Below are 26,000 nucleotides of genomic sequence, written 5' to 3'. Positions count from 1 at the left end.
AACGATGGTCTAACAAATTATTTGGGTAAAACCGGGCAATGATCAAATTCCACAATTTACTCGCCGGCATACTGATCCTTTTGCTGCCGGTTGTACATGTGCAGGGGCAAACACACGGCCTGGACTTCCGCAGTCATGAGGCAATCCAGGATCAGCGCACAGGGCTGGCGCTGGGCATGGAAAAGGCCATCTGTTTTGATGATGGCTTTGAACTATCCTTTGAGATATCTTTCATTCCCAACCAGAAAAACTACTTTGGATACATCCTCCGGATGATAGCCGACGACGGCCGTAATACCGATCTTATTTATGATTACGATAAAAGCCCTGACAACAAACACTTTAAGATTGTAACAGGAGAGACCTTTTCTACCATCGCATTCAATATGCCCGGTATTGGCACAACGGATACCTGGCATAATATCCGCCTGCAGTTTGATGCGGCCAAAAGCACCCTCCGCGTGATCGCGGACGGGCGCGCCTTTGAGCAGCCCCTGGCCCTGCGTGGCCGTAACTGTTATAAGCTGCTGTTTGGGGCCAACGATTATAAAAGCTTTAAGAATACTGACGTGCCGCCCATGATGATCCGTAACGTACGCATCCTGGAAGACAAAAAACTCCGGCACTGCTGGCCACTCAATGAGGACGCCGGCAATATGGCCACGGACTCCCTGGGCAGGAACAGCTACGGTATTGTCACTAACCCTTTATGGGTAAAGAAGTTGCACACCAACTGGCGGGCCATGCAGTCCTTTACGATCCCCGGGGCTGCCAGCGTTGCATTTGACCAGGGCACAGAAACCCTTTATATCTTAGGCAAGGATTCGCTGTTCAGTTATGCCATTCCGCAGAACAGGCTAACGGCCGCCGCGTATAGCACCGGCCCACAGTTCATGTCCGCCAAGTACCAATCCTGGTACCTGCCGCAGGAACAGAAGATCTACACCTTCTCCATCCACATGAAGGACCTGGCCATACTGGACCTGCCAACCCTGGCCTGGAATACCCGGCTGCCGGAGCAGACAGACGGTACCAACTACTGCCATTTCAACAAATACTATTCCCCGGCAGACAGCTCTTTCTATACCTTTAATGGCTACGGCTTTTTTTTATACAAAAGTGATATCTACCGCTATCAGATACCCACGGCCACACTCAGCACCGTAGCAGGTATACAGGGCAGCATGACGCCCCGTTACCTGGCCGCATTAGGCGCCGCCGCACATGGCGCTTATATCATGGGCGGTTACGGCAACGTATCCGGCCAGCAGGTGCTCAATCCCAAAAACCTCTACGATCTTAATTATTTTGACGCCACCACCCGCTCCTTCAAAAAGATCTACGACCTGAAAGTAGACACAGAGGAATACGTATTCGCCAACTCCCTCGTCATTGACGAAGCCACCCACACTTACTACGGTCTCATCTTCCCCAAACATAAATACGATTCTGAGCTGCAACTTATCCACGGGTCATTGGAGCAACCCAGTTTCGAAGCCGTAGGGGACAAGCTGCCCTACCGCTTCCACGACATCCGCTCTTTTGCAGACCTGTACTATGACAACACCGGCAAACGTTTTATCGTGCCCGCACTCTTCTACGATGAAGAACGTAAACATACTACCGTTAATATATACACGCTCTATGGCCCTCCATTGCCGCTCCATCCGCCGGCGCCCATACGGCAAACACACCGGCTGCCTTACCTGCTCAGCGCCGCCGCCATACTGCTGCTGGCCCTGAGCGCCTGGTACCTGCAGCGAAGAAAAAAGCAGGCACAGGCAGCGCCGCCGGCGAAACCGGCCACACCGGCCATACCGGTCATGCCGCCACACCGGCACTCTCCTGTACCCGTGCAACCGGAGCCGCTTCCACAAGTACCGGTAACGAAAATACCTGCCACACCAATACACGAAGAGGACGATAGCCAAACGATAACACCCGCTCCACTATCACCGGAGCATACAGCGCCGTTACCCACACAACCACTCATCAAAGTCTGCATCTACCTCTTTGGCGATTTTCGTATCGTAGACAGCGCGGGCGAAGAAGTGACCAAACTATTCACTCCCCTCATCCGTGAGCTCTTCCTGGTAATACTATTATACAGCATCCGCCGCGAAAGAGGCATCTCTTCAGAAAAACTCAAAGAGCTCCTCTGGTCTGACAAAAGCGACGCCAGCGCCCGCAACAACCGTTCCGTCAACATCGCCAAGCTAAAACACATCCTGGAAAGAATAGGCCATATCCGCATCTCCAAAGACACCGGATATTGGAAAATAGACACTGATCCCAACCAGGTCTACATTGACTACAGCCACTACCTCGACATCGTGCGCGACAAAAGCCAGCTCACCAAACAACGTATGACCAGCCTGGCAGATATCATCCAGCGCGGCAGCTTCCTTTCCAACGATGAACACGAATGGCTCGATCCCTTCAAATCCGAAGTCTCCAACGAGATCATCGACACCTACATGCACTTCGCCACCTCCATCGACCTGAAGGAAGACCCGGACTTCCTCATCAAACTGGCCAACTACGTAGCCTATTTCGACCCCGTAAACGAAGACACCATGAGCATCAAATGCAAATCTCTGGCCTACCTGGGCAAACACTCCTTAGCCAGGGATACTTTTGAGCATTTTGGAAAAGAATACAAACGCCTATACGGAGAAGATTTCGAAAAGAACTTCCAGGAGATATTAGAGTAAATAGGAAGTAGAAAGAGAAAGAGTAAAAATAAGAGTAAGAGTAAGGAGGGAAAACTAAAAGTAAGAGTAAGACTAAGACTAAGACTAAGACTAAGACTAAGAGTAAGAGTAAGAGTAAGAGTAAGAGGTAAAAGGTAAAAGGTAGGTAAAAGGTAGGTAAAAGGTAGGTAAGAAGAACAGAAATGAAGCACATCGCCCTCTCTCGTTCAAACCACACTTGAACAGCAGCCTTTTGCATTGCCGGACAGGAGTCAAATATGGCCCTTGGCTGGCGCGGGTTCACCCAGCCTACCTGCAAAACGAACTACCCGCGGCAGGCGCAGGCCATTTTGACCCTGTCCGGCATGGCCCACCGCCGCTGCACCCACCAAGCGGCCCACCGCCGCTGCACCCACCAAGCGGCCCACCGCCGTGACACCCACCAAGCGGCCCACCGCCGTGACACCCACCAAGCGACCCACCGCCGCTACACCCACCAAGCGGCCCACCGCTGCGCCACCCACCAAGCAGCCCACCGCCGCTACACCAAGGTACCGTCCTGAAAAACGTTTAACCGCCAAAATCTTCGCATTAATTTCCCCATTAACGCCCTTATTAACCCTTTATTAGTCTTTTATTAACCACCCCCGGCTAACTTTATCACCACACCAACAATAACAAACATCCACGTGCCTCCCTTAAAACTATGCTAAAAAACGTAATCCACCTATCGCTCCTGCTCGCTGTAACCATCAGTTGCAACACCGCCCACCGCCACAACCACCTGCACAAAACCGCAAACACCGGCTGGCATCAATACGGCGGCAACCCGGCGCAATCCAAATTCATGGATCTCCGCCAAATCAACAGATCTAACGTAACCCAGCTAAAAATAGCGTGGACCTACCCAACCGCCGACAGCGTCCAATACCTCTACAACCCGCTGATCATCGACACCATCATGTACGTACTCGCCAAAAATAACTCCCTGGTTGCCCTCAACGCCGCCACGGGTAAAGAGATCTGGATCCATGCTAACCTCGCCGGCATCACCTGGCGCGGGTTAAACTACTGGGAAAGCAAGGATAAACAAGACCGCCGCCTCATCTTCTGCATCAACAACACTTTACAGGAAATAGACGCCGCCACCGGTAAGTCAATAACCAATTTCGGCGTCAATGGCTACGTGTCATTAAAAGAAGGCCTCGGCCGGGACCCTAACACCATCGCCAGGGTACAGAGCACTACCCCTGGCTGCGTATTTGAAGACCTGATCCTCCTCGGCTCCTCACCGGGGGAGAATCTCTTCTCTGCACCAGGCCATGTACGTGCTTATAATATTATCACCGGCAAACTGGAATGGGTATTCCATACCATCCCGCATCCGGGGGAATACGGTTATGACACCTGGCCAAAAGATGCTTATAAATACGCCGGCGGCGCTAACACCTGGGGAGAGATCACGGTGGATGAGCGCCGGGGCATCGCCTATTTCCCTATAGGTTCGCCCACATATGACTACTACGGCGCTGACCGTACCGGCAGCAACCTGTTTGGCAATTGCCTGCTGGCGCTGGACGCCAGGACAGGCAAACGGCTATGGCATTACCAGACGGTACACCATGATCTCTGGGATTACGACCTCACCGCTGCGCCCCAGCTGATCACCGTCCGGCATAATGGCCGTTGGGTAGATGCCGTAGCTGCGGCTACCAAACAAGGTTTCCTTTTCGTATTCGACCGGGTGACCGGCCAGCCCTTATGGCCTATAGAAGAACGTCCCGTACCGGCGAGCGAAATGCCCGGGGAGCATGCCTGGCCTACACAGCCTTTCCCGACGGTGGTGCCGCCTTTTACGCGGCAGGCGGTCAGGGCAGATGACCTGAACCCTTATTTCACCCCGGAGCAAAAAGAGCGCTGGCTCAAACGCCTGGCAGCCGGAAGGGCAGGCTTATTCACCCCGCCCTCGGACAAATACGAAACCATGATCATCCCCGGCGCTACGGGCGGGGCTAACCTGGGCAATACCGCCTCCGACCCTGCCAGGGGTATCGTATACGTAGCTACGCAGGATTATCCTTCCGTATTTAAGCTGGAAGCGCTGGAGCCCAGCGGCGGGCCTATGACGGCTGCGCGCAACAACCGCGCACAGGCCACCTATGCGCAGTTCTGCCAGTCCTGCCATGGAGAGACCCGCGCCGGCGGCCTAGGGCCTTCTTTACTGAACCTGGGCAGCCGCGTAAATTTCGAGACATTTAAGACGGTGCTGGCGACAGGCAAGGGCCAGATGCCGGGCTTCCAGCATATAGACGAGAAAACAGTGACAGACCTCTACGGCTACCTGGCCGGCATTCCCGGTGCAGAAGCGGCCCGTGCCCGTCCCCCAAGACCGGAACCTGTAATACCCAGCGGCCCGGTAGTAGCCGCCGGCGCGGTACCGGTGCCAAAAGAGATTGCCGAACGTCCGGCCAAACCTTTACGCACATACCCGGAAGGCGTACCTGGCCCGCAAACCCATTACGTAACGGATTACGGCCTGCAATACTCCAATCTGATGAGCCCTCCCTGGGCATCGATCGTAGCATATGATCTGAATACCGGTACGGTGAAATGGCGTACGCCCCTGGGGCAGGATGCGCGGGCCGCAAAGATGGGCGCACAAAACACCGGCATCCCCAATGGCTCTCAGCGTAAAGGTATGATCGTTACCTCCACCGGCCTCTTATTCGCCACGGCCAAAGGGGGTAAGCTGTATGCGTTTGATGCGGATAACGGCCAGGTATTATGGAGCACGGATCTTTCCTGGGATACCCAGGGCATGCCGGCTATGTATGCGATAAAAGGAAAACAGTATATCGTAGTAAGCGCCAATGCGCCTTTTACAGAAGAAAGCGTAGACCGGTCTAAGGAGCCAGGTGCATTGCCACGGAGTTATGTAGTATATGCTTTACCGGAATAACCTGCAAATATATGCCAAAGATGCTGTGGGATTATGATACGATTTTACCCGGAATACCGGGGATCAACGATAAGACAAGGAGAGCACTAAGAGAGGACAAGGAGAGCACCAGGGTAAAATTGTGAAAATAACATCAAAACCTTCTTTATGAATAGACGTAGTTTCATTTTTCAATCCTCCGGCCTGGTACTATCCGTCTGGACATCCGCCGCTTTTGCACGCGCGGGTGTAATAGCGGATAAAATGGATCGTATTGCCATGGGCACGGTATTGTTCCGCTACCGTTTTAAACAAACCCTGCCTAAGGAGATCAGCACTATCCGGCAGGAGCTCACTTTAATGGACGTACCGGCTTATTACCGCCAACGTTTTGGTATGCGGCAACTGGAGTACTGGAGCAACCACTTTGAATCCCTGGACAAGCCTTACCTCAGCGGGCTAAAGGCAAAGATCAAAGCCGCCGGCAGCCGCCTGGTAAATGTGCAGGTAGATAGCGACTACGACCTGGCTTCCACAGACGAAGCCACTCGCCAGCGCAGTCTCACGCATGTAAAAGGCTGGATAGACGCGGTGTCTTACCTGGGTTCACAATGTGTACGGGTAAACCCTGGCAGGCCCAATGGCGCTATAGAAAAAAGCATTGCCTCCATGCAGGAGATCAACCGGTACGCCAAAAGCAAAAAGCTGGTATTGCTAACGGAGAACCATTTTGGTATAGAAATGAACCCGGACCTCCATATCCGTATCGTAAAAGAAGCCGGCCCGCAGAATATCTACACCCTGCCGGATTTTGGCAACTATCCAACGGAGCGTATGTTTGCATCGCTGGAAAAGATCATGCCTTATGCATACCTCATCTCCGCTAAAGCTATGCAGTTCAATGATCAGCTGGAGCACGTTTCTTATGATTTTGACAAATGCGTACAGCTGGCGGAAAAACACGGCTTTAAAGGCGTGTACTCCGTAGAGCAATGGAGCCCGGAATACCAGGATATCGATTATGAAAAAGTAGGGGATTGGCTCATCACGCACGTGAAAAATAATATCTGAGAAAAGCCCATCTAAAACAATTCCCGTTCATGAAAGGATTTGCACTCTTGTTATTATACGCTGGTTGGGTGATGGCCGCACAGGCACAAAGCAGCATATCGTCCAATGTCCCTCCACCGCCCAATGCCGGCTGGAGTTTCATTCCGGATTACACATTCACCGGTTCCCAGTTAAAAGACTGGCAAGCCCTGGGCAGCGCACAATGGCGCGCGCAGGATGGTGAGATCACTGCCGCCACCAACACCTCCGCCGGCTTCCTCCTCCTTAACCGCAGCTACCAGGATGCCGGCTTCCACGCCTGGTTCACCTGTCCGCCAGGTACAGAAGCCGGTTTCCTCTTCCGCCTGGAAACCCGGAACGATACCACCAACGGCGTACTCGTCTCCATCAAAGACAATGAAGCCGCTACCTACCGCATAGCGCTCGATAAACAAGGCCATGAACTACTACGCGAAAAACTCCGCCCTGCCGGCAGCATCGTACGCCTGGCGCCGCCGGCTACTACGCAAACAGCTAACAACAACCGGCCTAACCGCCCGCGCCCCGCAGGGCCGGAGCTGCCTTTACAACGCCCGGAAACCGCCATCCGTAACAACGCCTGGAACCAGGCGGAGATCTTTATAGACGCCTCCATTATCCGCAGCTTCCTCAACGATGGCCGCGAAATGGGCGCCGCGGCGGAAGACCATGCCGGCGGTTACGGCCCGGTGGCCCTCTATGCAGCAGGTACCGGTACCGTACATTTCAAAGAGATAGGGGTGAAGGATATTGCGCAGAAAATATTGCCCGCGGAAACCACCGGCCCCCGTTTTAAAGTACAGCGCATCAACGATATGTATTACTCCTGGGGCGCTGCCGCGGCAGATTTTGACCAGGATGGCAACACGGATATCGTGGCAGGCCCTTATATCTATTTTGGCCCGGACTATACCCGCATGCGCGAGATCTTCCCCGCGGCCGCCTACAATCCCTCCAAAGAATTTACAGAGATCAACTGCCAGTATACATTTGATTTTAACGGCGACGGATGGCCGGATATCTTCACCGGCCCGCCCCGTGCTACGGTATACCTCAATCCCCGGGGCGCCTCCCGCCGCTGGGATAAGTTCGAAGTGATCCCCTCCGTACAAACAGAGATCACCGTATTCCGCGATATAGACGGCGATGGTAGACCGGAGCTGGTATATGGGGCGGATGGCACGCTGCGCTACGCAAAACCTGATCCGGCAGATCCTGCCAAACCCTGGATAGTACATAACATATCCGGCAACGGTTACATGATGGGCCACGGTATTGGCGTGGGGGATGTTAACGGCGACGGCCGTACGGATGTTGTCAATCCCAACGGCTGGTGGGAGCAACCGACGGCAGATAACGGTCAGCCCTGGCAGTACCATCCCGCGGCCTTTGCCCGCTACGGGCATCGCAGCACCGGCGCTGGCGGGGCCGTTATGGCGGTATACGATGTAAATGGCGATGGCCGTAACGATGTGGTCTCCAGCCTCAATGCCCACGGTTTTGGCCTGGCCTGGTTTGAGCAGCAGCAGAACGGCAGCTTTACGCAACACATGGTGATGGACGATCTCACCGGCGCTAAACCGGGCGATATCAGCTTCTCCCAACTGCACGGTACCGCCTTTGCGGATGTGGATGGCGATGGCGTGATGGATTTCGTGGCCGGCAAACGCTATTGGTCCCATCTTGATAATTATTTTGATCCGGACCCCTACGGCGCGCCTGTGCTCTATTGGTTCCGTACCGTACGTGATGCGAAGGCCCCTGGCGGTGCAAGGCTGGTACCGGAGCTGATACATAACCGTTCCGGGGCCGGGTCAGATGTACTGGCTACCGATCTTGATAAGGATGGTAAAGTGGATCTCGTCACCTCCACAGACAGGGGCACATTTATTTTCTGGAACAAGGGAACAAATAAACCTGCTCAATAACGGTCAGCTAATCCTGCTAAACGGGATAATGCCACCAATAATAAAACTCCCATACGTCGTGTTTAAAATAGGATAACAGCCTGACAGCTAAGCGCTTTTTAAGCCATTAGTGTACTAATTAGTGGGTTTATTAATAGCCTCCCGGGCCCGGTTAATCCGCAATTAAGCATTTGTTAATCGGTGTCCGCTTAAATTGTTGCGCTGAATAACAAACCATTCTCTAAATCCTAATTTTTAAACACCACGTATGAAAAGAATGCTATTCATGGTACTGGCATGTATATTAGTCATGCAGGGCTATGCACAAAGCATAGCCGTCAGGGGCAGGGTCACGGACGACGCCGGCGAGCCGCTCATTGGCGCCGCCGTTAAAGTAAAGAACGGAACCGGCGGGGCCGTCACCGGAACAGACGGCCGCTTTAGCTTCTCCGCACCCAGGGGCGCCGCCTTAGTCATCACATTCATCGGCTACGAATCAAAAGAAGCCATCGCAGGGGATCAGGAACTTAGCATTGCCTTGTCCCGCAACAACAGCAGCCTGGGCGAAGTAGTGGTGGTAGGCTACGGCCAGCAGCAAAAAGCCATTATCACCGGCTCCATCGCCACCATTAAGGGCGACGACATCAAGACCACCCGGAACGAGAACGTACTGAACATGCTCTCCGGCAAATTGCCCGGCGTACGCGTGGTACAGAACTCCGCAGAGCCGGGCTCCTTCAGCAACAGCTTCGATATCCGCGGCCTGGGCGCGCCCCTCATCATCATCGATGGGGTGCCCCGTGGTAACCTTAACCGCCTGGATCCTAACGACATCGAAAGCATTTCTGTGCTCAAGGACGCCGCCGCAGCCGTATACGGCGTACAGGCGGCCAATGGCGTAATACTGGTCACCACCAAAAAAGGAAAGGCAGGCACCACGCAGCTCAACTACACCGTTACCGTTGGTATGCAAAAGCCCAGCGGCCTGCCCAAAGTACTGGGCGCGGTTGACTGGATGAAGCTCTTTAACGAAAGGGCCATGCACAACGTGAACGGCGGCGCGCCCGTTTACACGCAGGCAGATTTTGACGCCTATGCCAATGGCACAAAGACCAGCACAGACTGGTACGGGGCTGTGGTGCGCAACACGGCTCCCCAAACGGCGCACAGCCTTACCGCTACCGGCGGGTCAGACAAGGTTACCTATTTTGTGAGCCTGGGGTATCTGAGCCAGCAGGGTTTCTGGAAATCCGGCGATCTCAATTACAAAAAGTACAATGTACGCTCCAACATCACGGCAAAGATCTCCAGCAACCTGACTGCGGAACTGCAGCTGGCCGGTATCTCTGATATCCGTAATGCGCCCTACGAAGACTCCTGGAGCATCTTCAAGGCCTTGTGGCGGCACCCGCCCACCTATTCCCTCTATGCGAATAACAATCCCGCCTATATCAACTATCTGGATGATAACGGCACTAACGTGCTGGCGCTCACCAATTCAGCTATTGACGGTTACAAACGCTCCACCACCAATACCTTCCAGGGCGCGTTTAGCCTGAACTATGAGGTGCCTTTTATAGAGGGATTAAAAGCCAAAGCATTATACAGCTACGACTATGCCTTGTCAGATAACAAGAACTTTGCAAAATCATTTAACGTATACCAGGCCATAAAGGTGGGGGATAGCACGGCGTACACGCCCAAACCGCTGCAAACGCCTTCCAACGTATACAGGTCTTATTCCGCAGCGCCTAATACCATGCTGCAATTCTCCCTTAACTATGCGCACACGTTTGCCCGTGCGCATAATGTAGAACTGCTGGGCCTCTACGAAGAGCGTACCCAGAAACAGGACAACTTCAACGCCAGCCGATACCTGGTACTGGGCACCCTGGACCAGCTGGGCACCGGTACTACCGCCAACCAGGTGGGCACCCAGGACCTGAATGGCCTTTTTAACTATGCCACTAAAAGTTTTGTAGGCAAGGTGCACTACGATTTCGATGCCAAATACCTCCTGGACCTGAGCGGCCGTTATGATGGCTCTTCCCGTTTTGCGCCCACCGGCCAATGGGGTTTCTTTCCCGCAGTTACTGCGGGATATCGTATTTCGGAGGAAAGTTTTATCCGGGATAATGTCCGCCTCTCGTTCATCGATAATATCAAGTTCCGCGCCTCCTACGGCGTCATGGGCGATGCCAGCGGCCTGCGCTTCCAATACCTTACCGGTTATGACTATCCGTCTTCCGGTAACCTGCAGGGCCTGCCCGGCGGCTCCGTGTTTGACGGCAGCTATACCAATGCCCTGGGTTTCCGCGTACTGCCCAACCCGGACATTACCTGGTTTAAATCCAAGACCCTCAACTTTGGTCTGGATGTAGACCTGTGGAAAGGTTTGTTTGGCTTCCAGTTCGACTGGTTCCGCCGCAACCGCGATGGGCTGCTGGCTAACCGCCTGCTGTCCCTGCCCGGCTCCCTGGGCGCCGCGCTGCCACAGGAAAACCTCAACAGCGACCTGAGCTCCGGCGTGGAACTGGTAGTTACCCATCGCAGCCATTTTGGTAAGATCTTTTACAACGTAAGCGGCAATATCTCGTACTCCCGCACCAGGTGGCAGCATTATGAGCGCGCCGTAGCCGGTAACTCCTATGATAACTGGCGCAATAACGTAAACGACCGCTATAATGATATCTGGTGGGGCTGGGGACAGGCCGGCCGCTTTGATTCCTTTAACGATATCTACGGCTACCATGTGGATAACGGCGGCGGCAACCGCAGCAACGTTCCCGGGGACTATAAATACGAAGACTGGAACCAGGACGGTTATATCGATGACCTGGACCGTCATCCCATTGCCTCTACCTATAACGGCAATACGGACCTTGGCTCTACCTCGCCCAATCCGCCGCTTATCAATTTTGGCCTTAGCATAGGGCTCAGCTATAAAGGCTTTGACCTGAATGCGCTGATCCAGGGCGCCGCCCAGAAATGGATCTCCTACCCGGAGGCCCTGGCCACCCCGCTCAACTTTAACGGTAACGCGCTGGAGCAATACATGGACCGCTGGCACCCCGCAGATCCCAATGCGGACCCCTACGATCCTAACACCCAGTATGTGCCGGGTTATTTTGCCCTGACAGGCACCGGGTACGATGCCAACTCCACCTACGCGGTGAAAAATGCATCCTATGCCAGGTTAAAAAGCATAGAGATCGGTTATACCTATGTGTTTCCGGCGTCTATTACAAGGAAGGCTGGTTTGAAACAAGCCAGGCTGTACGTGAACGGGTATAATTTGTTGACAGTAACAGGGGTGCGTTATGTAGACCCTGAGCACCCGTCATACCAGTACGGCTACGTATACCCGCTGAACAAAACGTATAACGTGGGGATGAGCGTGGACTTTTAACTGTTGTTTCAACTAAAGCCAATTAACAATGCAAAAGATATATCTGATCATAATTGCCCTTTTTACACTATGCTCCTGCAATAAGCTGGGCATCCTGCCGGATAATATAGTGCAGGATAAGGATGCCTTTGCCAGCCAGGGCGGTGTGACCGCTTATTTCGCAGGCCTGTATAACCGCCTGCCCATAGAGGATTTTAAGTATAATATGAACGATGGTTACAACCAGTTCAACTACATCCTCAGCATCAATAACCTTACCGGCGAGATGATGAACCGCAACGTAGGCGGCGCTACCGGCAGCTTTACCAAATACTACGCGGATGCGTATATCATTATCCGCAACGCCAACTATTTTATACAAACACTGCCCGGTTATGCGTTCAACTTTAACCCCAACCAGGTAAACCACTGGCTGGGCGAGGCCCGCTTTATCCGCGACTTCACCTATTTTGAGCTCGTAAAAAGGTATGGCGGCATACCTATCACCACAGAGGTGCAGTACTATCCCCAGGAAAGCCTGGAGCAACTGCAGCTGCCCCGCAACTCGGAGCAGGAAGTGTATGATTACATTGCAAAGGACCTGGATTCCGCCATCCTGCTTATGAATCCCACCAGCGAGCAGCGGGGCCGGGCCAACAAATACATCGCCGCAGCGCTTAAGAGCAGGGCCATGCTGTTTGCCGGTTCCATTGCCAAATACAATACCAAGAACATCTCAGATCCTAACACCGGCAAACAGGTGCAGGGTATACCCGCCACAGAGGCCGTGCGTTATTTCAAGGCCAGTTATGAGGCCTCCAAACTGGTGGAAACCGGCGGTTACATGCTGTACCGCGCTACCGCCAATAAAGAGGATAATTATTACAACCTGTTCTTTGACGTGACCGCCTCCAATAAGGAAGTGATCTTTGCCAAAGAGTACAGTGATCTGAATGCCGTACACAGCTTTGACCTGTTTGCCATTCCCAACCAGATGAAAGGCAAGGATGGTTACAGCTCCTACATGAACCCCACACTGGATTACGTGGAGCTGTTTGACGGTCTTCCCCGTAACGCCGACGGCACGCTGAAAACGATAGATGCTACTACCGGCAAATACGCCTATTACGATGACCGCTACGCCTTCTTCAAAAATGCGGAACCGCGCTTGCTGGCCACCGTGCTTATGCCTGGCGCTACCTTTAAAGGCGAGGTGATAGACGTGCGCCGGGGTATCTATAAAGGTGATATCAGCGGCGGTATAGGCCCTTTCCCGGGCGCCCTGCCGCCATATCCAAATACCACTAATCCTTACGCCAACAATCCCAATATGGTGCCGGCGGTGAACAGCAATAACCTGCCTTCGCCCATTGTGGACCTGGGTAATGGCCAAAGCCTGAACGCCGGCGGCTTAAGCGGTACCTTCAATGTGCCAGTAGGCGCAGGCACTATCTCCGGTTTCTTCCAGCGTAAATACCTGGATCAGCGCAAACCTGTGGCAGATGTGATCGTAAACAAATCTTTCCAGCCATGGATAGAGATGCGGTATGCAGAAGTGCTGCTGAACCGCGCAGAGGCAGATTATGAATTACAGGCTGCCGGACAAACAGACGCCAACTACCAGCAGGATGCTTTTCAGTGTATCAACGATATCCGCGACAGGGCAGGGGCCAACCTGCTCGCCAGCGCGGCAGACCTGAATGATATCAACATCATCCGCAATGAAAGACGCAAGGAGCTGGGCTTTGAGAATAAGATCTGGTGGGATATCAAACGCTGGCGTACCGCGGATGCGGAGATCCAGAACCGGGTATGGATGGTGCTGCACCCCATTTATGTAGCGGGTAACGGCAAATACATCTACGACAAAAGGCGGTACGAGGGTAACCAGCAGTACACCTTTAACCCGGTGTGGTACTATGAGCCGATACCGGATGCGGAGATCACCAAAAACCCGAAACTGGTACAGAACCAGTAGGCATTTACTGGCGATGGTAGAACAAACAGGCGGGGAGCCGGAAAGGTTCCATCCGCTCGTCACAAAATCAAACATTAACCGATGAAAAAAAATATCTTGTATACGATCCTCTCCTGCATGGCGCTGCTATCCTTTAGCGCCTGCAGTAAGGAAGATAATTACACCGCGCCCGCGGAAACGCTCACCGGCCGGATCATAGACCTGAGCACCGGGCAGCCCATACAAACAGAGTCAGGCGGCATCCGCCTGCGTGCAGAGGAACAAAGCTGGAACAATGGCGCCGGCGTGATCCCGCAGTACTTTAACGTCAAGTACGATGGCACCTTCAATAACTCAAAGGTGTTCAAAGGCAAGTTTAAACTGTACCCCATGGATGGCGCTTTTGTACCGCTGGTCACAACAACGGCCCCCATCGTTGATAACAGCAAGGTAGTTGACATCCAGGGCGTAACAAATGTAGAATTCCAGGTAGAGCCGTTCCTGAAAGTGGAATGGATAGGAGAGCCCGTAGTGAACCCGGACAAGACCATTACCATACAGTGCAAGTTCACCCGCGGTACCACAAACCCGGCCTATCAATTTAATGTAACCGATGTATTCCTGTATGTATCCACCACGGAGTTTGTCAGCAATGCCAGCTACGATAACCGGTTTTCCAACCAGGTAAAGTATAATGGCGCAGAAGGCAATAACGTGCTGGGACAAACAGTTACCATCACCACCAAAGGCACGCTGGGCGGCAACCGCCCATATTATATAAGGGTAGGCGCCAGAACGGCGGATAACGTGAATAAACGGTATAACTATAACGTGGCCAAACAGGTGAATATACCGGGCGCATGATGTTTGCCGGCAGCCGTTGGTGCGCAACCACTAACGGCTGTTGACAAACGGCGTATAACGATAGACTAAAGACTGATATAAATATGACCAAACATTTCTTTCTGGCCGCTGTAATGTGTATGGCCCTTTTTAATGCTACGGATGTCAATGCCCAGGCTAAACAGGGGCCCGCTAAAAAAGCCCCTGCCAAAACAGCTACTGCAAAAGCGGCCGCCAAACCGGCTATCTCCGCGCAGGATGCAACAGAAGGCAAAGCCCTGTTGTCAAAATCTGATTGCCTGGCCTGTCATAAAGAAGATACCAAGCTGGTAGGCCCTGCCTACCTGGATGTAGCCAAAAAATACAAAGCCACGGATGATAATATCGCCCTGCTCACCACAAAGGTGATCAACGGCGGCGCCGGTAACTGGGGCCCCGTGCCCATGTCGCCCCATGCTACGCTGGCAGCGGCCGATGCAAAGAAAATGGTACAATATATCCTTTCACTGAACAAATAAAGCAGTACCCATGAGCAAACGTAACAAACTATGGATGATAGCCGTATTGCTGATAGTAAGCTTTGCCGTATACCAGTGCAAGACCACACAACCCGCCCTTAAACGTGATGCTACTGGCAAGGTGATCGTAAACCCGCGCCCGGACCCGGCCTATAAGGATGTAAAGGCCGCCATGCAAACCATTTATACCCAACCCGGTTATCATATAGAGCTGGTTGCCAGCGAGCCAATGATCCAGGAACCGGTAGCGATTGTATGGGATGGCAACGCTAAAATGTACGTGGCGGAAATGCGCACGTACATGAAGGACATCGATGGCACAGATGAAAATCAGCCCATTTGCCAGGTATCCCTGCTGGAAGATACCAACGGCGATGGCCGTATGGACAAACGTTCCACCTTTATAGACAGCCTGGTGCTGCCCCGTATGCTCCTGTGCGTAGGGCACAAGCTGCTGGTCAACGAAACGTATACCTATAACATCTTCAGCTACGAGGACAAAAACGGCGATGGCAAAGCAGATGAAAAGATCCAGGTCTATAAGAATGACGCGCCGGATACCCGCAACCTGGAACACCAGAAAAGCGGCCTGGTATGGAACCTGGATAACTGGATCTATGTAAGCTGCGATCCCGTACGTTACAAATACCGCGGCGGACAGCTGGTGGCAGATTCCCTGGCTAACTCTCCCGGCGGGCAATGGGGCGTTGGTAATGATGATTACGGCCGCCTGTTTTTCTCCAGCGCGGGCGCAGAGATCCCCGCCGTGGGCTTCCAGATCAATCCTGCTTATGGAATACTGAATCCCCGCGATCAGTTCAATGATGAATTTAACGCCGTATGGCCCATCATCGCCACGCCGGATGTACAGGGCGGTATGCACCGCCTTCGCCCGGATACTACGCTTAACCACTTTACGGCCAGCTGCGGCCAGTCCGTATTCCGTGGTGATGCGCTGCCGCCGGATATGAAAGGCGACCTGCTCATCTGTGAGCCGGTAGGCCGCCTCATCCGCCGGGCCAAGGTATCAGACGTAAACGGTAAAGTATTTCTGAAGAACGCTTATAACGAGCAGGAATTCATCGCCTCTACGGATATGAATTTCCGCCCCGTAAATACCGCCACCGGTCCGGATGGCTGCCTGTATATCGTGGATATGTACCATGGCATTATCCAGGAAAGCAACTGGACCAGGGAAGGCAGCTTCCTGCGCCCGCGTATCATCAGCAAAGGCCTGGATAAGAACATAGGCCGCGGCCGCATTTACCGCGTAGTGCACGATTGTTTTAAACCCGGTCCCAAACCGCATCTGTTAGAGGATAGCGGTGAACAGCTGCTCTCTTACCTCGATCATCCAAACGGCTGGTGGAGAGAGAACGCACAGAAAGAGATCATCGCCCGTAACGACCGCTCCCTGATCCCCGCGCTGCAGCAGGTAGCCCTGGGCACGCATCCTACCATCGGCAAACGCGGTGGCGCCCTGGCCCGTATCCACGCCCTGTGGACACTGGAAGGCCTCAACGCCATCGACAAGCCAACCTTATTCCAGGCATTTAAGGACAACGATGCCCAGGTACGCAGAACCGCCGTATGGATCAGCGAACAGTACCTACAACAAAACGATGAGACCGTGCTGGCACAACTGGCGGCATTAAAGAACGATGCTTCCGGCGATGTACAGGTGCAGCTGGCCTTATCCCTCTATAACAGCAAGGATGCTTCCGCCAAAACCCTTAGCGGTGAACTGTTACAGCAGGCAACTGACAAGGAGTTTATGCAGAGCGTAGCCAATAGCATGGAGATCAATACCAATACCAAATTATTTGGCCGCCGCCTGGGTGGCATGCCCGCAACGCATCGTAACCTGATCCTGCAGGGCGCTAACATCTACAAACAATTATGCTCCACCTGTCATGGACCGGATGGTAAAGGCATTGTAGTAGGTACCGGTACGCCGGCAGCGCCGCCTTTCGTAGACTCTAAAAGGGTAGGGGGTGATGATGTAAAGCTGATGAAGATCCTGCTCAATGGCCTCACCGGCCCTATTGACGGCAAAAACTATACAGATATAATGGCGCCTTTTGGCGCTGGTAACAATGATGAATGGATCGCCGCCGTGCTCAGTTATGTACGCTATTCCTTTGGCCCCCGCAAACGCGAGTTCTCGCCGGTGGTATCCGTAGCGGACGTAAAGAAAGTACGTGCACAGAATGCAAACAGGCAGGGTTTCTGGACACTAGAAGAATTGGAAAAATAACAGTATGATCGGAAAATATCTATTAGCAGGCTTCATGTGCGCCGGCCTTACAAACGCTGGCGCACAATCCCTCACCCGTTATGTAGATCCCTACATTGGTTCTGGTGGGCATGGACACGTATTCGTAGGCGCCAGCGTGCCTTTTGGCGCAGTACAGGCTGGCCCTGCCAATATCTTCAAAGGTTGGGACTGGGACTCCGGTTATAATTACGGCGATAGTATCATGATCGGTTTCTCCCACCTGCACCTCAACGGTACCGGTATTGGCGATCTGGGCGATCTGGTGATCATGCCCTACACCGGTGATATAAAAACAGATAAAGGCACAGAGGCCAATCACAGAACAGGTTACTCCTCTTTATACAGCCACCGGCAGGAGCAGGCCAGACCCGGTTATTATTCCGTACTGCTGGATGATTATCACATCAAGGCAGAGCTGACCGCCACAGAACGTACGGCCTGCCATCAATACCATTTTCCCGGCGGCGCTATCGCAAGGGTGATCGTTGATCTGAAAGAAGGTACCTCAGACCGTGCCACCAACACCTACATTGAACAGGTAGATGCTACTACGTTTAAAGGCTACCGTTATTCATCCGGTTGGGCAAAGGATCAGCGCGTGTATTTCGCTATCCGCACCTCCATCCCGGTAAAACAGTTCAGCGTATATAATGAAGATACTTTACAGACTGGTCAAAAGGGCCAGGGCAAAGCCATCAAAGGTCTTATGAGCTTTGATGATGCGCCTTTTACCCTGCAGATGAAAGTAAGCATCTCGCCCGTAAGCGCAGACAATGCCCTCGCCAACATGCAGGCGGAAGTGCCCGGCTGGAACTTCCACCAGATCATCGCCGCGGCAGACGCTAAATGGAATAAAGAGCTCTCAAAGATCAAAGTAGAAACAAAGGACGAACGGGAGAAACGTATCTTCTACACCTCCCTCTATCATACCATGATAGACCCCGCCCTCTTCAATGATGTGAATGGCGATTATCGCGGCGCAGATAAACAGGTGCATGAAAAAGCGCCTTTTGCCAACTACAGCATCCTCTCCATGTGGGATACTTACCGCGCCGCGCATCCGCTGTATACCATCATAGAGCCGGAGCGCACGGCGGATATGATCAACAGTATGCTGGCTATTTACCAACAGCAGGGCAAACTGCCCATCTGGCACCTCAATGCCAATGAAACCGGCACCATGGTGGGCATTAGCAGCATGCAGATCGTAGCGGAAGCATACCTTAAAGGCATCAAAGGTTTTGATATAAATAAAGCCTACGAGGCTGTAAAAGGCACCGCCATGGGCGATAGCCTGGGCCTCATGTATGTAAAGGCTTTTAAGACCATTCCGGCAGATAAGTTCCGCGGCTCCGTAGCCCGCGCCCTGGAATATGGCGTAAGTGACGCCAGCACCGCCCTTATGGCCAAAGCGCTGCACCATGAAGAGGACTACGCCTACTTCCAGAAACGCGCAAAGAACTACAAGCTGTATTATGACCCGGAAACAAAATTCTTCCGCGGCATTTTTGCAGATGGCAGCAAACGGACCAATTTCGATCCCATGAAGGCCCCCTTCCCGGATTATACGGAAGGGAATGCCTGGCAGTACCTCTGGCTGGTGCCTGGTGATGTACCGGGCCTTATTGAGCTGTTGGGTGGCAGGGATGCCTTCACTGCCCGGCTGGATAGCTTCTTTACTTTACAGCTAAAAGCAGAAGGCCATACCCTGGCAGATCTCACCGGCCTCATAGGCCAGTATGCACACGGCAACGAGCCGGGCCATCATATTGCTTACTTATATGCCCTGGCTGGCCAGCCCTGGAAAACGGAAGAGAAAGTGCGTTATATCATGAAAGAGATGTACCGTGATCAGCCGGATGGTATCATCGGCAACGAAGACTGCGGGCAAATGTCTGCCTGGAATGTATTCTCTTCCATGGGCTTTTACCCGGTATTCCCTGCCTCCGGCGCTTATGTAATAGGCAGCCCGGCAGTGGATAAAGCGGTGATCCAAACCCCTTCCGGGAAAGCCTTCACCGTAGAAGCTATCAACAACAGCCCGGAAAATATCTATATACAACGTATGGAGCTGAACGGAAAGCCCTATACGAACAGGCTGCTCCAGCACAAGGACCTTGTTGCCGGCGGCACGCTGAAATTGTGGATGAGCAAACAACCCAATTATAAACTGTAAGGGGACAGAGATCAGTAAGGGCATGGAATGTCTTTACTGATCTCAGCCTCCGCATCAAATAAATTTCACGCATGGAACGGTACATTCCCGGCCTGTTTATGGCCGCTATCTTGTTATTTGCGCTTAGCAGCAGGCAGCAGCCCCTGCCGCCTTCAAATGCCACACACATAAACAATACATCCTACAAACCCGATCCGGCTACCCTCGATAAAAAAGTGATGTTCGGCTACCAGGGATGGTTTGGCACCCCCAACGACGGTTCCGGCAACGGCGCCTGGAAACACTGGTTCCGCAACAACGAACCAGACTCCGCCCACGCCACCTTCGACTACTGGCCGGATATGAGCGAGTACCCGGTCCAGGCCCTGGAAGCTACTAACATGTCTTATGCCGATGGTAAAAAAGCCAAGCTGTTCTCCGCCTATAAATACGCTACCGTAGACCTCCATTTTAAATGGATGCAGGAGCATGCATTGGACGGTGTATTTGAACAACGTTTCGTGACAGAAATAAAAGGCGCTAATGGCCGCAAACACTTTAACCAGGTAGTGCGTAACGTACAGCGGGCCAGCGAAAAATATGACCGCGTATACTGTATCATGTACGATATTTCCGGCGCGGGTCCCCGCTGGCGCGAGCTGATAACCGCAGATTGGAAATACCTGGTAGACTCATTGAACGTAACAAAAGGCAAGTCTTATCTCCATCATAAAGGCAAACCCCTGGTGGCCATCTGGGGCCTGGGCTTTGACCATACTACCTTTGCTACTGCTGCCGGTACAGATTCCCTGCTGGATTGGTTCCACAACAGCGCGGAAACAAAATACCGCGCTACCATCATGGGCGGTTTGAACAATACCTGGCTGGGGCATACAGACCCGTGGAAAACCATCTATAACAAACTGGATGTCATCAGCCCCTGGTCCGTAGGACGGTACAAGGATCAGGAAGGCGCAGATAAATTTGCCAGCACTTCCGTAGTGCCGGATAAAGCTTACTGTGATCAGCAAAAAATAGATTACATGCCGGTGATATGGCCGGGTTTCTCCTGGTATAATCTCCGCCATGGCAGAACGCCTTTTAACCAGATCCCGCGCAACGGCGGACAATTCTTCTGGCGGCAATCCTACAACGTAGTGAAAGCCGGTGTGAACATGGTCTACATTGCCATGTATGACGAAGTGGATGAAGGTACCGCCATGTTTAAAGTAGCGCCCACCACTGCCAGCAAACCGGCAAACGCCAGCTTTGTATCACTGGACCAGGATGGAAAGAACCTCCCGTCTGACTGGTACCTCACACTGGCTGGCATTACCAGCCAGGTGGTTAGGGGAGAGGCGCCCAATAAAGAAGACTTCTCTACGATCAATAAGCATTAAACACACGCTATGATGAGTTTGAAAAACAGTATCGCCGTATGCCTGTTACTGGCGCTTGGGGCCATCCCGGTAGCCGCGCAGCAAAACAACCTGAAGCTGTGGTATAACAAACCCGCCGGCAAGGTATGGGAAGCAGCGCTGCCCGTGGGCAACGGCCGCCTGGGCGCAATGGTATACGGCAATACGGAACGCGAGATCATCCAGCTGAATGAATCTACCGTATGGAGCGGCAGCCCTAACCGCAACGACAATCCAGACGCCAGGGCAGCCCTGCCGGAGATCCGCCGCCTGATCTTTGATAATAAGTTCAAAGAAGCCAGCCAGCTGGCCGGACAAACGGTCCAGACCAAAAAAGCCAACGGCATGAAATACCAGACGGTAGGGGAGCTGTACCTGGATTTTCCCGGTCATGAGAACGTAAGCGGTTATTACCGCGAGCTCAACCTGCAGACGGCTGTCACCAAAACCACCTACGCGGTAAATGGTATCAGCTTTACCCGCGAGGTGCTGGCCTCCGTACCCGCGCAGGCCATCGTAGTACGCCTGACCGCCAGTAAACCCGGCAGCATCAGTTTTACCGCCTCCCTGCACAGCGAACATAAGTCAACCATCACCGCAAAAGGTAATGATGAATTACAGCTCTCCGGCATCAGCAGTGATAAAGAAGGCGTGCCCGGCAAAGTAAAGTTCCAGTCATTAGTAAAGATAAAAGCAACAGGAGGGAAGATAACACCCACCGGCGAAACCATCAGCGTAAACAATGCCAATGCCGTAACGCTGTATATCTCCATCGCTACCAACTTCGTGAACTATGCGGATATCAGTGCAGACGAGACCAAACGTGCGGCCGCTTACCTGCAACAGGCCATGGGAAAGGATTATCCACAGCTGCTTAAAGAACATATTAGCGCTTATCAACGCTACTTTAACCGCGTGCAGCTGGACCTCGGTACTACAGATTCCATAAAGAATCCCACAGACGTCCGCCTGCATGATTTTGCCCACGCCAACGATCCGCAGCTCGTTACCTTATACTTCCAGTTTGGCCGTTATTTGTTGATCGCAGCTTCACAGCCGGGAGGCCAGCCTGCTACCTTACAGGGCCTCTGGAACAACAAAATGGATCCGCCCTGGGGCAGCAAGTATACCATCAACATTAATACAGAAATGAATTATTGGCCGGCTGAGGAAACTAATCTCCCGGAAATGGCCCAGCCACTGGTACAGATGGTAAAGGACCTCTCCGTTACCGGGCAGGAAACCGCCCGCGTCATGTATGGGGCCGGCGGATGGGTAACCCACCACAATACAGACCTCTGGCGTATAACCGGCCCCGTGGACCCTATCTTTTATGCTATCTGGCCCATGGGTGGCGCCTGGCTAAGCCGGCACCTCTGGGAGAAATACCTGTACAACGGAGATAAACAATACCTGCAGACCGTATACCCGGCTTTAAAAGGAGCCGCGCAGTTCTACCTGGATTATATGGTACCAGAGCCAACCCACCAATGGCTGGTGGTAGTGCCGTCCATCTCGCCGGAAAACAGCCCTAAGGCGCATCCCGGGGTTTCTATCACGGCAGGTGCCACGATGGATAACCAGCTGGTCTTTGATCTCTTCACCAACACCATCCATGCGGCGGAAGCCCTGAATATGGATAAGGACTTCATCGCTAAGGTAACGGCCGCGCGCAAACGCCTGCCGCCTATGCAGGTTGGCCAGTATGGCCAGTTGCAGGAGTGGCTGCAGGACCTGGATAACCCGCAGGATAAACACCGCCACGTTTCCCACCTGTTTGGCCTGTACCCGGCCAGCCAGGTATCGCCCTACCGCACCCCGGAACTGTTTGACGCCGCCCGCACCACCCTGGTACAACGCGGCGATATCTCCACCGGCTGGTCTATGGGCTGGAAAGTAAACCTCTGGGCCCGCCTGCTGGATGGTAACCATGCCTGGCAGCTGATAAAGAACCAGCTTACGCCTGCCGGCCTTAACAAGGGAGAGAACAGCGGCGGCGGTACCTACGATAACCTGTTTGATGCGCACCCGCCTTTCCAGATAGATGGCAATTTTGGCTGCACAGCGGGCATTACAGAAATGCTGCTGCAAAGTCACGATGGCACGGTGAACCTATTACCCGCCCTGCCGGACGATTGGCAGCAGGGCCATGTAAGCGGCCTGCGGGCCCGCGGTGGCTTTGAGATCCAGGAGATGGTTTGGGAAAAAGGACAGCTGGTAAAACTCAGTATCCGCTCCACCCTGGGCGGCAATTTGCGCCTGCGGGTGCCAAATGTATTAACGGGCAAAGGTTTATCACAGGTTTTGTCGTCTAATAACCCGAACCCGTTTTTCCGTACAGATGCTACCGCGCCAACCATTGTATCTGATAAGGTTAAACTGCCCGCGCCGGGGCTAAAGGAAACGGTGTTATATGATGTGGCTACCCAGCCCGGCAAAACGTATACGTTTACCCGTGGGTAAGCATCTTAAAACAGCTATGCAAATGATCATGAAGCAGACTGTCCTGTTTATTATTATAATATCCGCTGCGTTTCCTGTACGGGCCATTAAGAAAGTGGCCTGTATAGGCGCCAGCATCACCTATGGCGCCACCGTAAATGACCGGGAGCACAACGCTTTTCCCGCCCAGCTGCAAACCATGTTAGGCAACGGTTATGCAGTCAGCAATTACGGCGTAAGCGGTACCACCATGCTGCGTAAGGGAGACCATCCCTATTGGGCCACTAAAGAATATCAGCAGGCACTGCAAAGCAACCCGGATATCGTTTTCATAGACCTGGGCGGCAACGATGCCAAGCTAATAAACCGCGTGCACCTCAGCGGGTACCAGCAGGATTGCAGAGATATGGTGCAGGCCTTTGCGCAACTGCCCTCGCATCCGCGTATCATCCTGCTCTTGCCCGTAGTGTCCTTTGTAACAGATACTACCGGCATCTGGGACCGGGTGATCATGCGCGATGTGATCCCCCGTTTACAGGAGGTGGCTTATGAACAACACCTGGAAATACTGGATATGCATTCCTTGCTGGTAGATAAACCGGCCCTGTTCCCGGATAAGATCCACCCTAACGCGGAAGGCTCCGGTATCATGGCCAAACGCCTGTATGCCCAGCTAATAGTGCCACAGGACCGGCAGTTCGATATCTTTCCGCATATCACACAAACCAGTACCACCAGCTCCTTTTACGGCTATGCCTGCGCGGACTTTACCCTCAATGGCCATGCCTGTAAAGTGGTAAAACCCACCATCGCTGCCAAAGGCCATCCCTGGATCTGGCGGGCGCGTTTCTGGGGCCATGAGCCGCAAACAGATATTGCCCTGCTGGAAAGAGGCTTTCACGTAGTATACTGCGATGTGGCGGAGCTGCTGGGCAACTCCGTAGCTATCAATACCTGGAACCAGTTCTACGCCCTGCTGCAAAAAGCCGGGCTGGGGAAAAAGGCCGCCATGGAAGGTATGAGCCGCGGCGGTATCTATGTGCTCAACTGGGCGGCGGCGAACCCGGATAAGGTAGCCTGCGTGTATATAGATAATCCCGTGCTGGACCTTAAAAGCTGGCCCATGGGGCTGCTGGGCGGCCGTCCGGCAGATCCTCCTGTGCTGGCCCAATTTAAAGAGGATTATAACATTACTACCGATGAGCAGTTGCGCCAGTTTAAAGGCAGCCCGGTAGATAAGATCAAAGAAATTGTGGCCGGCAAATACCCGGTCCTCATCCTGTGTGCAGATGCAGATGAAGCGGTGCCGCCGGAAGAAAATACCTTATTATTTGAGCGGCGTTTCAAGGAAGCCGGCGGGGAAATAACGGTGATGCACAAACCCGGGTTTAAACATCATCCGCATAGCCTGCCTAATCCGGCGCCTATCGTAACGTTTATTCTGAGCGCAAAGACCCATGCGCTTTTCATTGTTCAATAGCGTGAAGAAAGGGCTGGCTTATTCAAGCCGGCCCATTGTTTTTATCTTGATAACGCACTTTCTAAAGGTAACCATCCCACCAAAGCAAAAGCTAAATGCCTGTAAACTAATCGCTTAGTATCCCATTTATTTTAAGGCGATAAATCCCCATTCCTCCGTAATTTTGTTGCTCAGAAAGGAATTAGACGCTATCAACCTGGCCTTATTGCATATGAACAAGCGAATGATCTTAACCTGTGTGGCATTAATAGTCTGCCTATACGCCAACGGACAGTCCAAATGGACCTTAAAGGCCCATGAAGGAGATGTCGAGATTTACACAAAGAACGTAGAGAGCTCCCCCTTTAAAGCCATCCGGGTACGCTGTACCGTACCAGCCACTTTATCCCAGCTGGTAGCCGTTATTTTAGACGTTAACACCGGGGCCGAATGGGTCTACAGTACCAAATCCAGCACGTTGTTAAAACAGGTCAGCCCTTCGGAGCTTTTCTACTATTCAGAAGTAAGCCTGCCGTGGCCCCTCAGCAACCGCGATTTTGTGGCCCATCTCATTACTTCCCAGGACCCGCAGACAAAGGTGGTCACCATCAACGGGCCCACCGTGGCGGACTATGTGCCGGAGAAAAAGAATATTGTACGCGTGCAGCGCTCTTATGGCCATTGGGTCATCACACCCGTTGGCAAAAAAACGGTGACTATAGACTACACGCTGGAAACAGATCCCGGCGGCAGCCTGCCCGCCTGGCTCGTAAACCTGTTTGCCACCAAAGGCCCGTCAGAGACATTCAAAAAACTGAAACTGCAGTTGCAGAAACCTGCTTACCAGGATGTTCATCTGCCTTTCATAGTAGACTAGCCGGCAATCCCTTGCACGTTAAAAACCGCCGCATTATA

14 protein-coding genes are annotated in these 26,000 nt (G+C 52.9%); all 14 read left to right on the top strand.

The genetic code is table 11. The features are described 5' to 3' along the window. The first annotated feature begins 38 nt into the window (after positions 1–38). The 14 genes from F0L74_RS22230 (at position 39) to F0L74_RS22165 (ending at position 25,962) form a co-directional block, all read left to right on the top strand. Positions 39–2,714: an AfsR/SARP family transcriptional regulator gene (locus F0L74_RS22230; protein ID WP_149840114.1), complete on the top strand. Its 2,676-nt coding sequence runs from the start codon at positions 39–41 to the stop codon at positions 2,712–2,714. 685 nt (positions 2,715–3,399) lie between these two features. Continuing rightward, on the top strand, positions 3,400–5,652 hold the full coding sequence (locus tag F0L74_RS22225) for an outer membrane protein assembly factor BamB family protein (RefSeq protein WP_149840113.1): 2,253 nt from the start codon (positions 3,400–3,402) through the stop codon (positions 5,650–5,652). Positions 5,653–5,799: 147 nt separating this feature from the next. Beyond that, positions 5,800–6,702 (top strand): sugar phosphate isomerase/epimerase family protein, encoded by a 903-nt coding sequence (locus F0L74_RS22220; RefSeq protein ID WP_149840112.1) that lies wholly within the window; start codon positions 5,800–5,802, stop codon positions 6,700–6,702. Positions 6,703–6,731: 29 nt separating this feature from the next. Continuing rightward, a complete protein-coding gene (locus tag F0L74_RS22215) occupies positions 6,732–8,648 on the top strand; it encodes an FG-GAP-like repeat-containing protein (RefSeq protein ID WP_149840111.1) in 1,917 nt (638 codons plus the stop codon). Between the two features lie 247 nt (positions 8,649–8,895). Beyond that, on the top strand, positions 8,896–12,036 hold the full coding sequence (locus tag F0L74_RS22210; RefSeq protein ID WP_149840110.1) for a SusC/RagA family TonB-linked outer membrane protein: 3,141 nt from the start codon (positions 8,896–8,898) through the stop codon (positions 12,034–12,036). A 28-nt stretch (positions 12,037–12,064) separates the two neighbouring features. Continuing rightward, positions 12,065–13,993, top strand: a complete 1,929-nt coding sequence (locus tag F0L74_RS22205; RefSeq protein WP_149840109.1) for a RagB/SusD family nutrient uptake outer membrane protein — start codon at positions 12,065–12,067, stop codon at positions 13,991–13,993. A gap of 81 nt (positions 13,994–14,074) precedes the next feature. Further along, positions 14,075–14,836 (top strand): DUF3823 domain-containing protein, encoded by a 762-nt coding sequence (locus F0L74_RS22200; protein ID WP_149840108.1) that lies wholly within the window; start codon positions 14,075–14,077, stop codon positions 14,834–14,836. An 83-nt stretch (positions 14,837–14,919) separates the two neighbouring features. Next, on the top strand, positions 14,920–15,333 hold the full coding sequence (locus tag F0L74_RS22195) for a c-type cytochrome (RefSeq protein WP_213087051.1): 414 nt from the start codon (positions 14,920–14,922) through the stop codon (positions 15,331–15,333). 10 nt (positions 15,334–15,343) lie between these two features. Continuing rightward, the gene (locus tag F0L74_RS22190; protein ID WP_149840107.1) at positions 15,344–17,590 is read left to right on the top strand and encodes a DUF7133 domain-containing protein; all 2,247 of its coding nucleotides are present in this window, start codon (positions 15,344–15,346) and stop codon (positions 17,588–17,590) included. Between the two features lie 4 nt (positions 17,591–17,594). Next, a complete protein-coding gene (locus tag F0L74_RS22185; protein ID WP_149840106.1) occupies positions 17,595–19,787 on the top strand; it encodes a GH92 family glycosyl hydrolase in 2,193 nt (730 codons plus the stop codon). Positions 19,788–19,858: 71 nt separating this feature from the next. After that, on the top strand, positions 19,859–21,166 hold the full coding sequence (locus tag F0L74_RS22180) for a glycoside hydrolase family 99 protein (protein ID WP_149840105.1): 1,308 nt from the start codon (positions 19,859–19,861) through the stop codon (positions 21,164–21,166). 9 nt (positions 21,167–21,175) lie between these two features. Beyond that, positions 21,176–23,647: a glycoside hydrolase family 95 protein gene (locus F0L74_RS22175; RefSeq protein ID WP_149840104.1), complete on the top strand. Its 2,472-nt coding sequence runs from the start codon at positions 21,176–21,178 to the stop codon at positions 23,645–23,647. Positions 23,648–23,741: 94 nt separating this feature from the next. After that, complete coding sequence (locus tag F0L74_RS22170; RefSeq protein WP_438502957.1) at positions 23,742–25,106, top strand: GDSL-type esterase/lipase family protein; 1,365 nt, start codon at positions 23,742–23,744, stop codon at positions 25,104–25,106. Between the two features lie 211 nt (positions 25,107–25,317). Next, a complete protein-coding gene (locus F0L74_RS22165) occupies positions 25,318–25,962 on the top strand; it encodes an START domain-containing protein (RefSeq protein WP_149840102.1) in 645 nt (214 codons plus the stop codon). Positions 25,963–26,000 lie beyond the last annotated feature (38 nt).

This window comes from Chitinophaga agrisoli, assembly GCF_008386695.1.
GTDB lineage: Bacteria > Bacteroidota > Bacteroidia > Chitinophagales > Chitinophagaceae > Chitinophaga > Chitinophaga agrisoli.
This window is presented reverse-complemented; position numbering and strand designations above follow the sequence as displayed.

Excerpts from the sequence above, each read along its gene's own strand:
- F0L74_RS22230 (WP_149840114.1), top strand. The coding sequence starts at position 39 with ATGATCAAATTCCACAATTTACTCGCCGGCATACTGATCCTTTTGCTG.
- F0L74_RS22225 (WP_149840113.1), top strand. The coding sequence starts at position 3,400 with ATGCTAAAAAACGTAATCCACCTATCGCTCCTGCTCGCTGTAACCATC.
- F0L74_RS22220 (WP_149840112.1), top strand. The coding sequence starts at position 5,800 with ATGAATAGACGTAGTTTCATTTTTCAATCCTCCGGCCTGGTACTATCC.
- F0L74_RS22215 (WP_149840111.1), top strand. The coding sequence starts at position 6,732 with ATGAAAGGATTTGCACTCTTGTTATTATACGCTGGTTGGGTGATGGCC.
- F0L74_RS22210 (WP_149840110.1), top strand. The coding sequence starts at position 8,896 with ATGAAAAGAATGCTATTCATGGTACTGGCATGTATATTAGTCATGCAG.
- F0L74_RS22205 (WP_149840109.1), top strand. The coding sequence starts at position 12,065 with ATGCAAAAGATATATCTGATCATAATTGCCCTTTTTACACTATGCTCC.
- F0L74_RS22200 (WP_149840108.1), top strand. The coding sequence starts at position 14,075 with ATGAAAAAAAATATCTTGTATACGATCCTCTCCTGCATGGCGCTGCTA.
- F0L74_RS22195 (WP_213087051.1), top strand. The coding sequence starts at position 14,920 with ATGACCAAACATTTCTTTCTGGCCGCTGTAATGTGTATGGCCCTTTTT.
- F0L74_RS22190 (WP_149840107.1), top strand. The coding sequence starts at position 15,344 with ATGAGCAAACGTAACAAACTATGGATGATAGCCGTATTGCTGATAGTA.
- F0L74_RS22185 (WP_149840106.1), top strand. The coding sequence starts at position 17,595 with ATGATCGGAAAATATCTATTAGCAGGCTTCATGTGCGCCGGCCTTACA.
- F0L74_RS22180 (WP_149840105.1), top strand. The coding sequence starts at position 19,859 with ATGGAACGGTACATTCCCGGCCTGTTTATGGCCGCTATCTTGTTATTT.
- F0L74_RS22175 (WP_149840104.1), top strand. The coding sequence starts at position 21,176 with ATGATGAGTTTGAAAAACAGTATCGCCGTATGCCTGTTACTGGCGCTT.
- F0L74_RS22165 (WP_149840102.1), top strand. The coding sequence starts at position 25,318 with ATGAACAAGCGAATGATCTTAACCTGTGTGGCATTAATAGTCTGCCTA.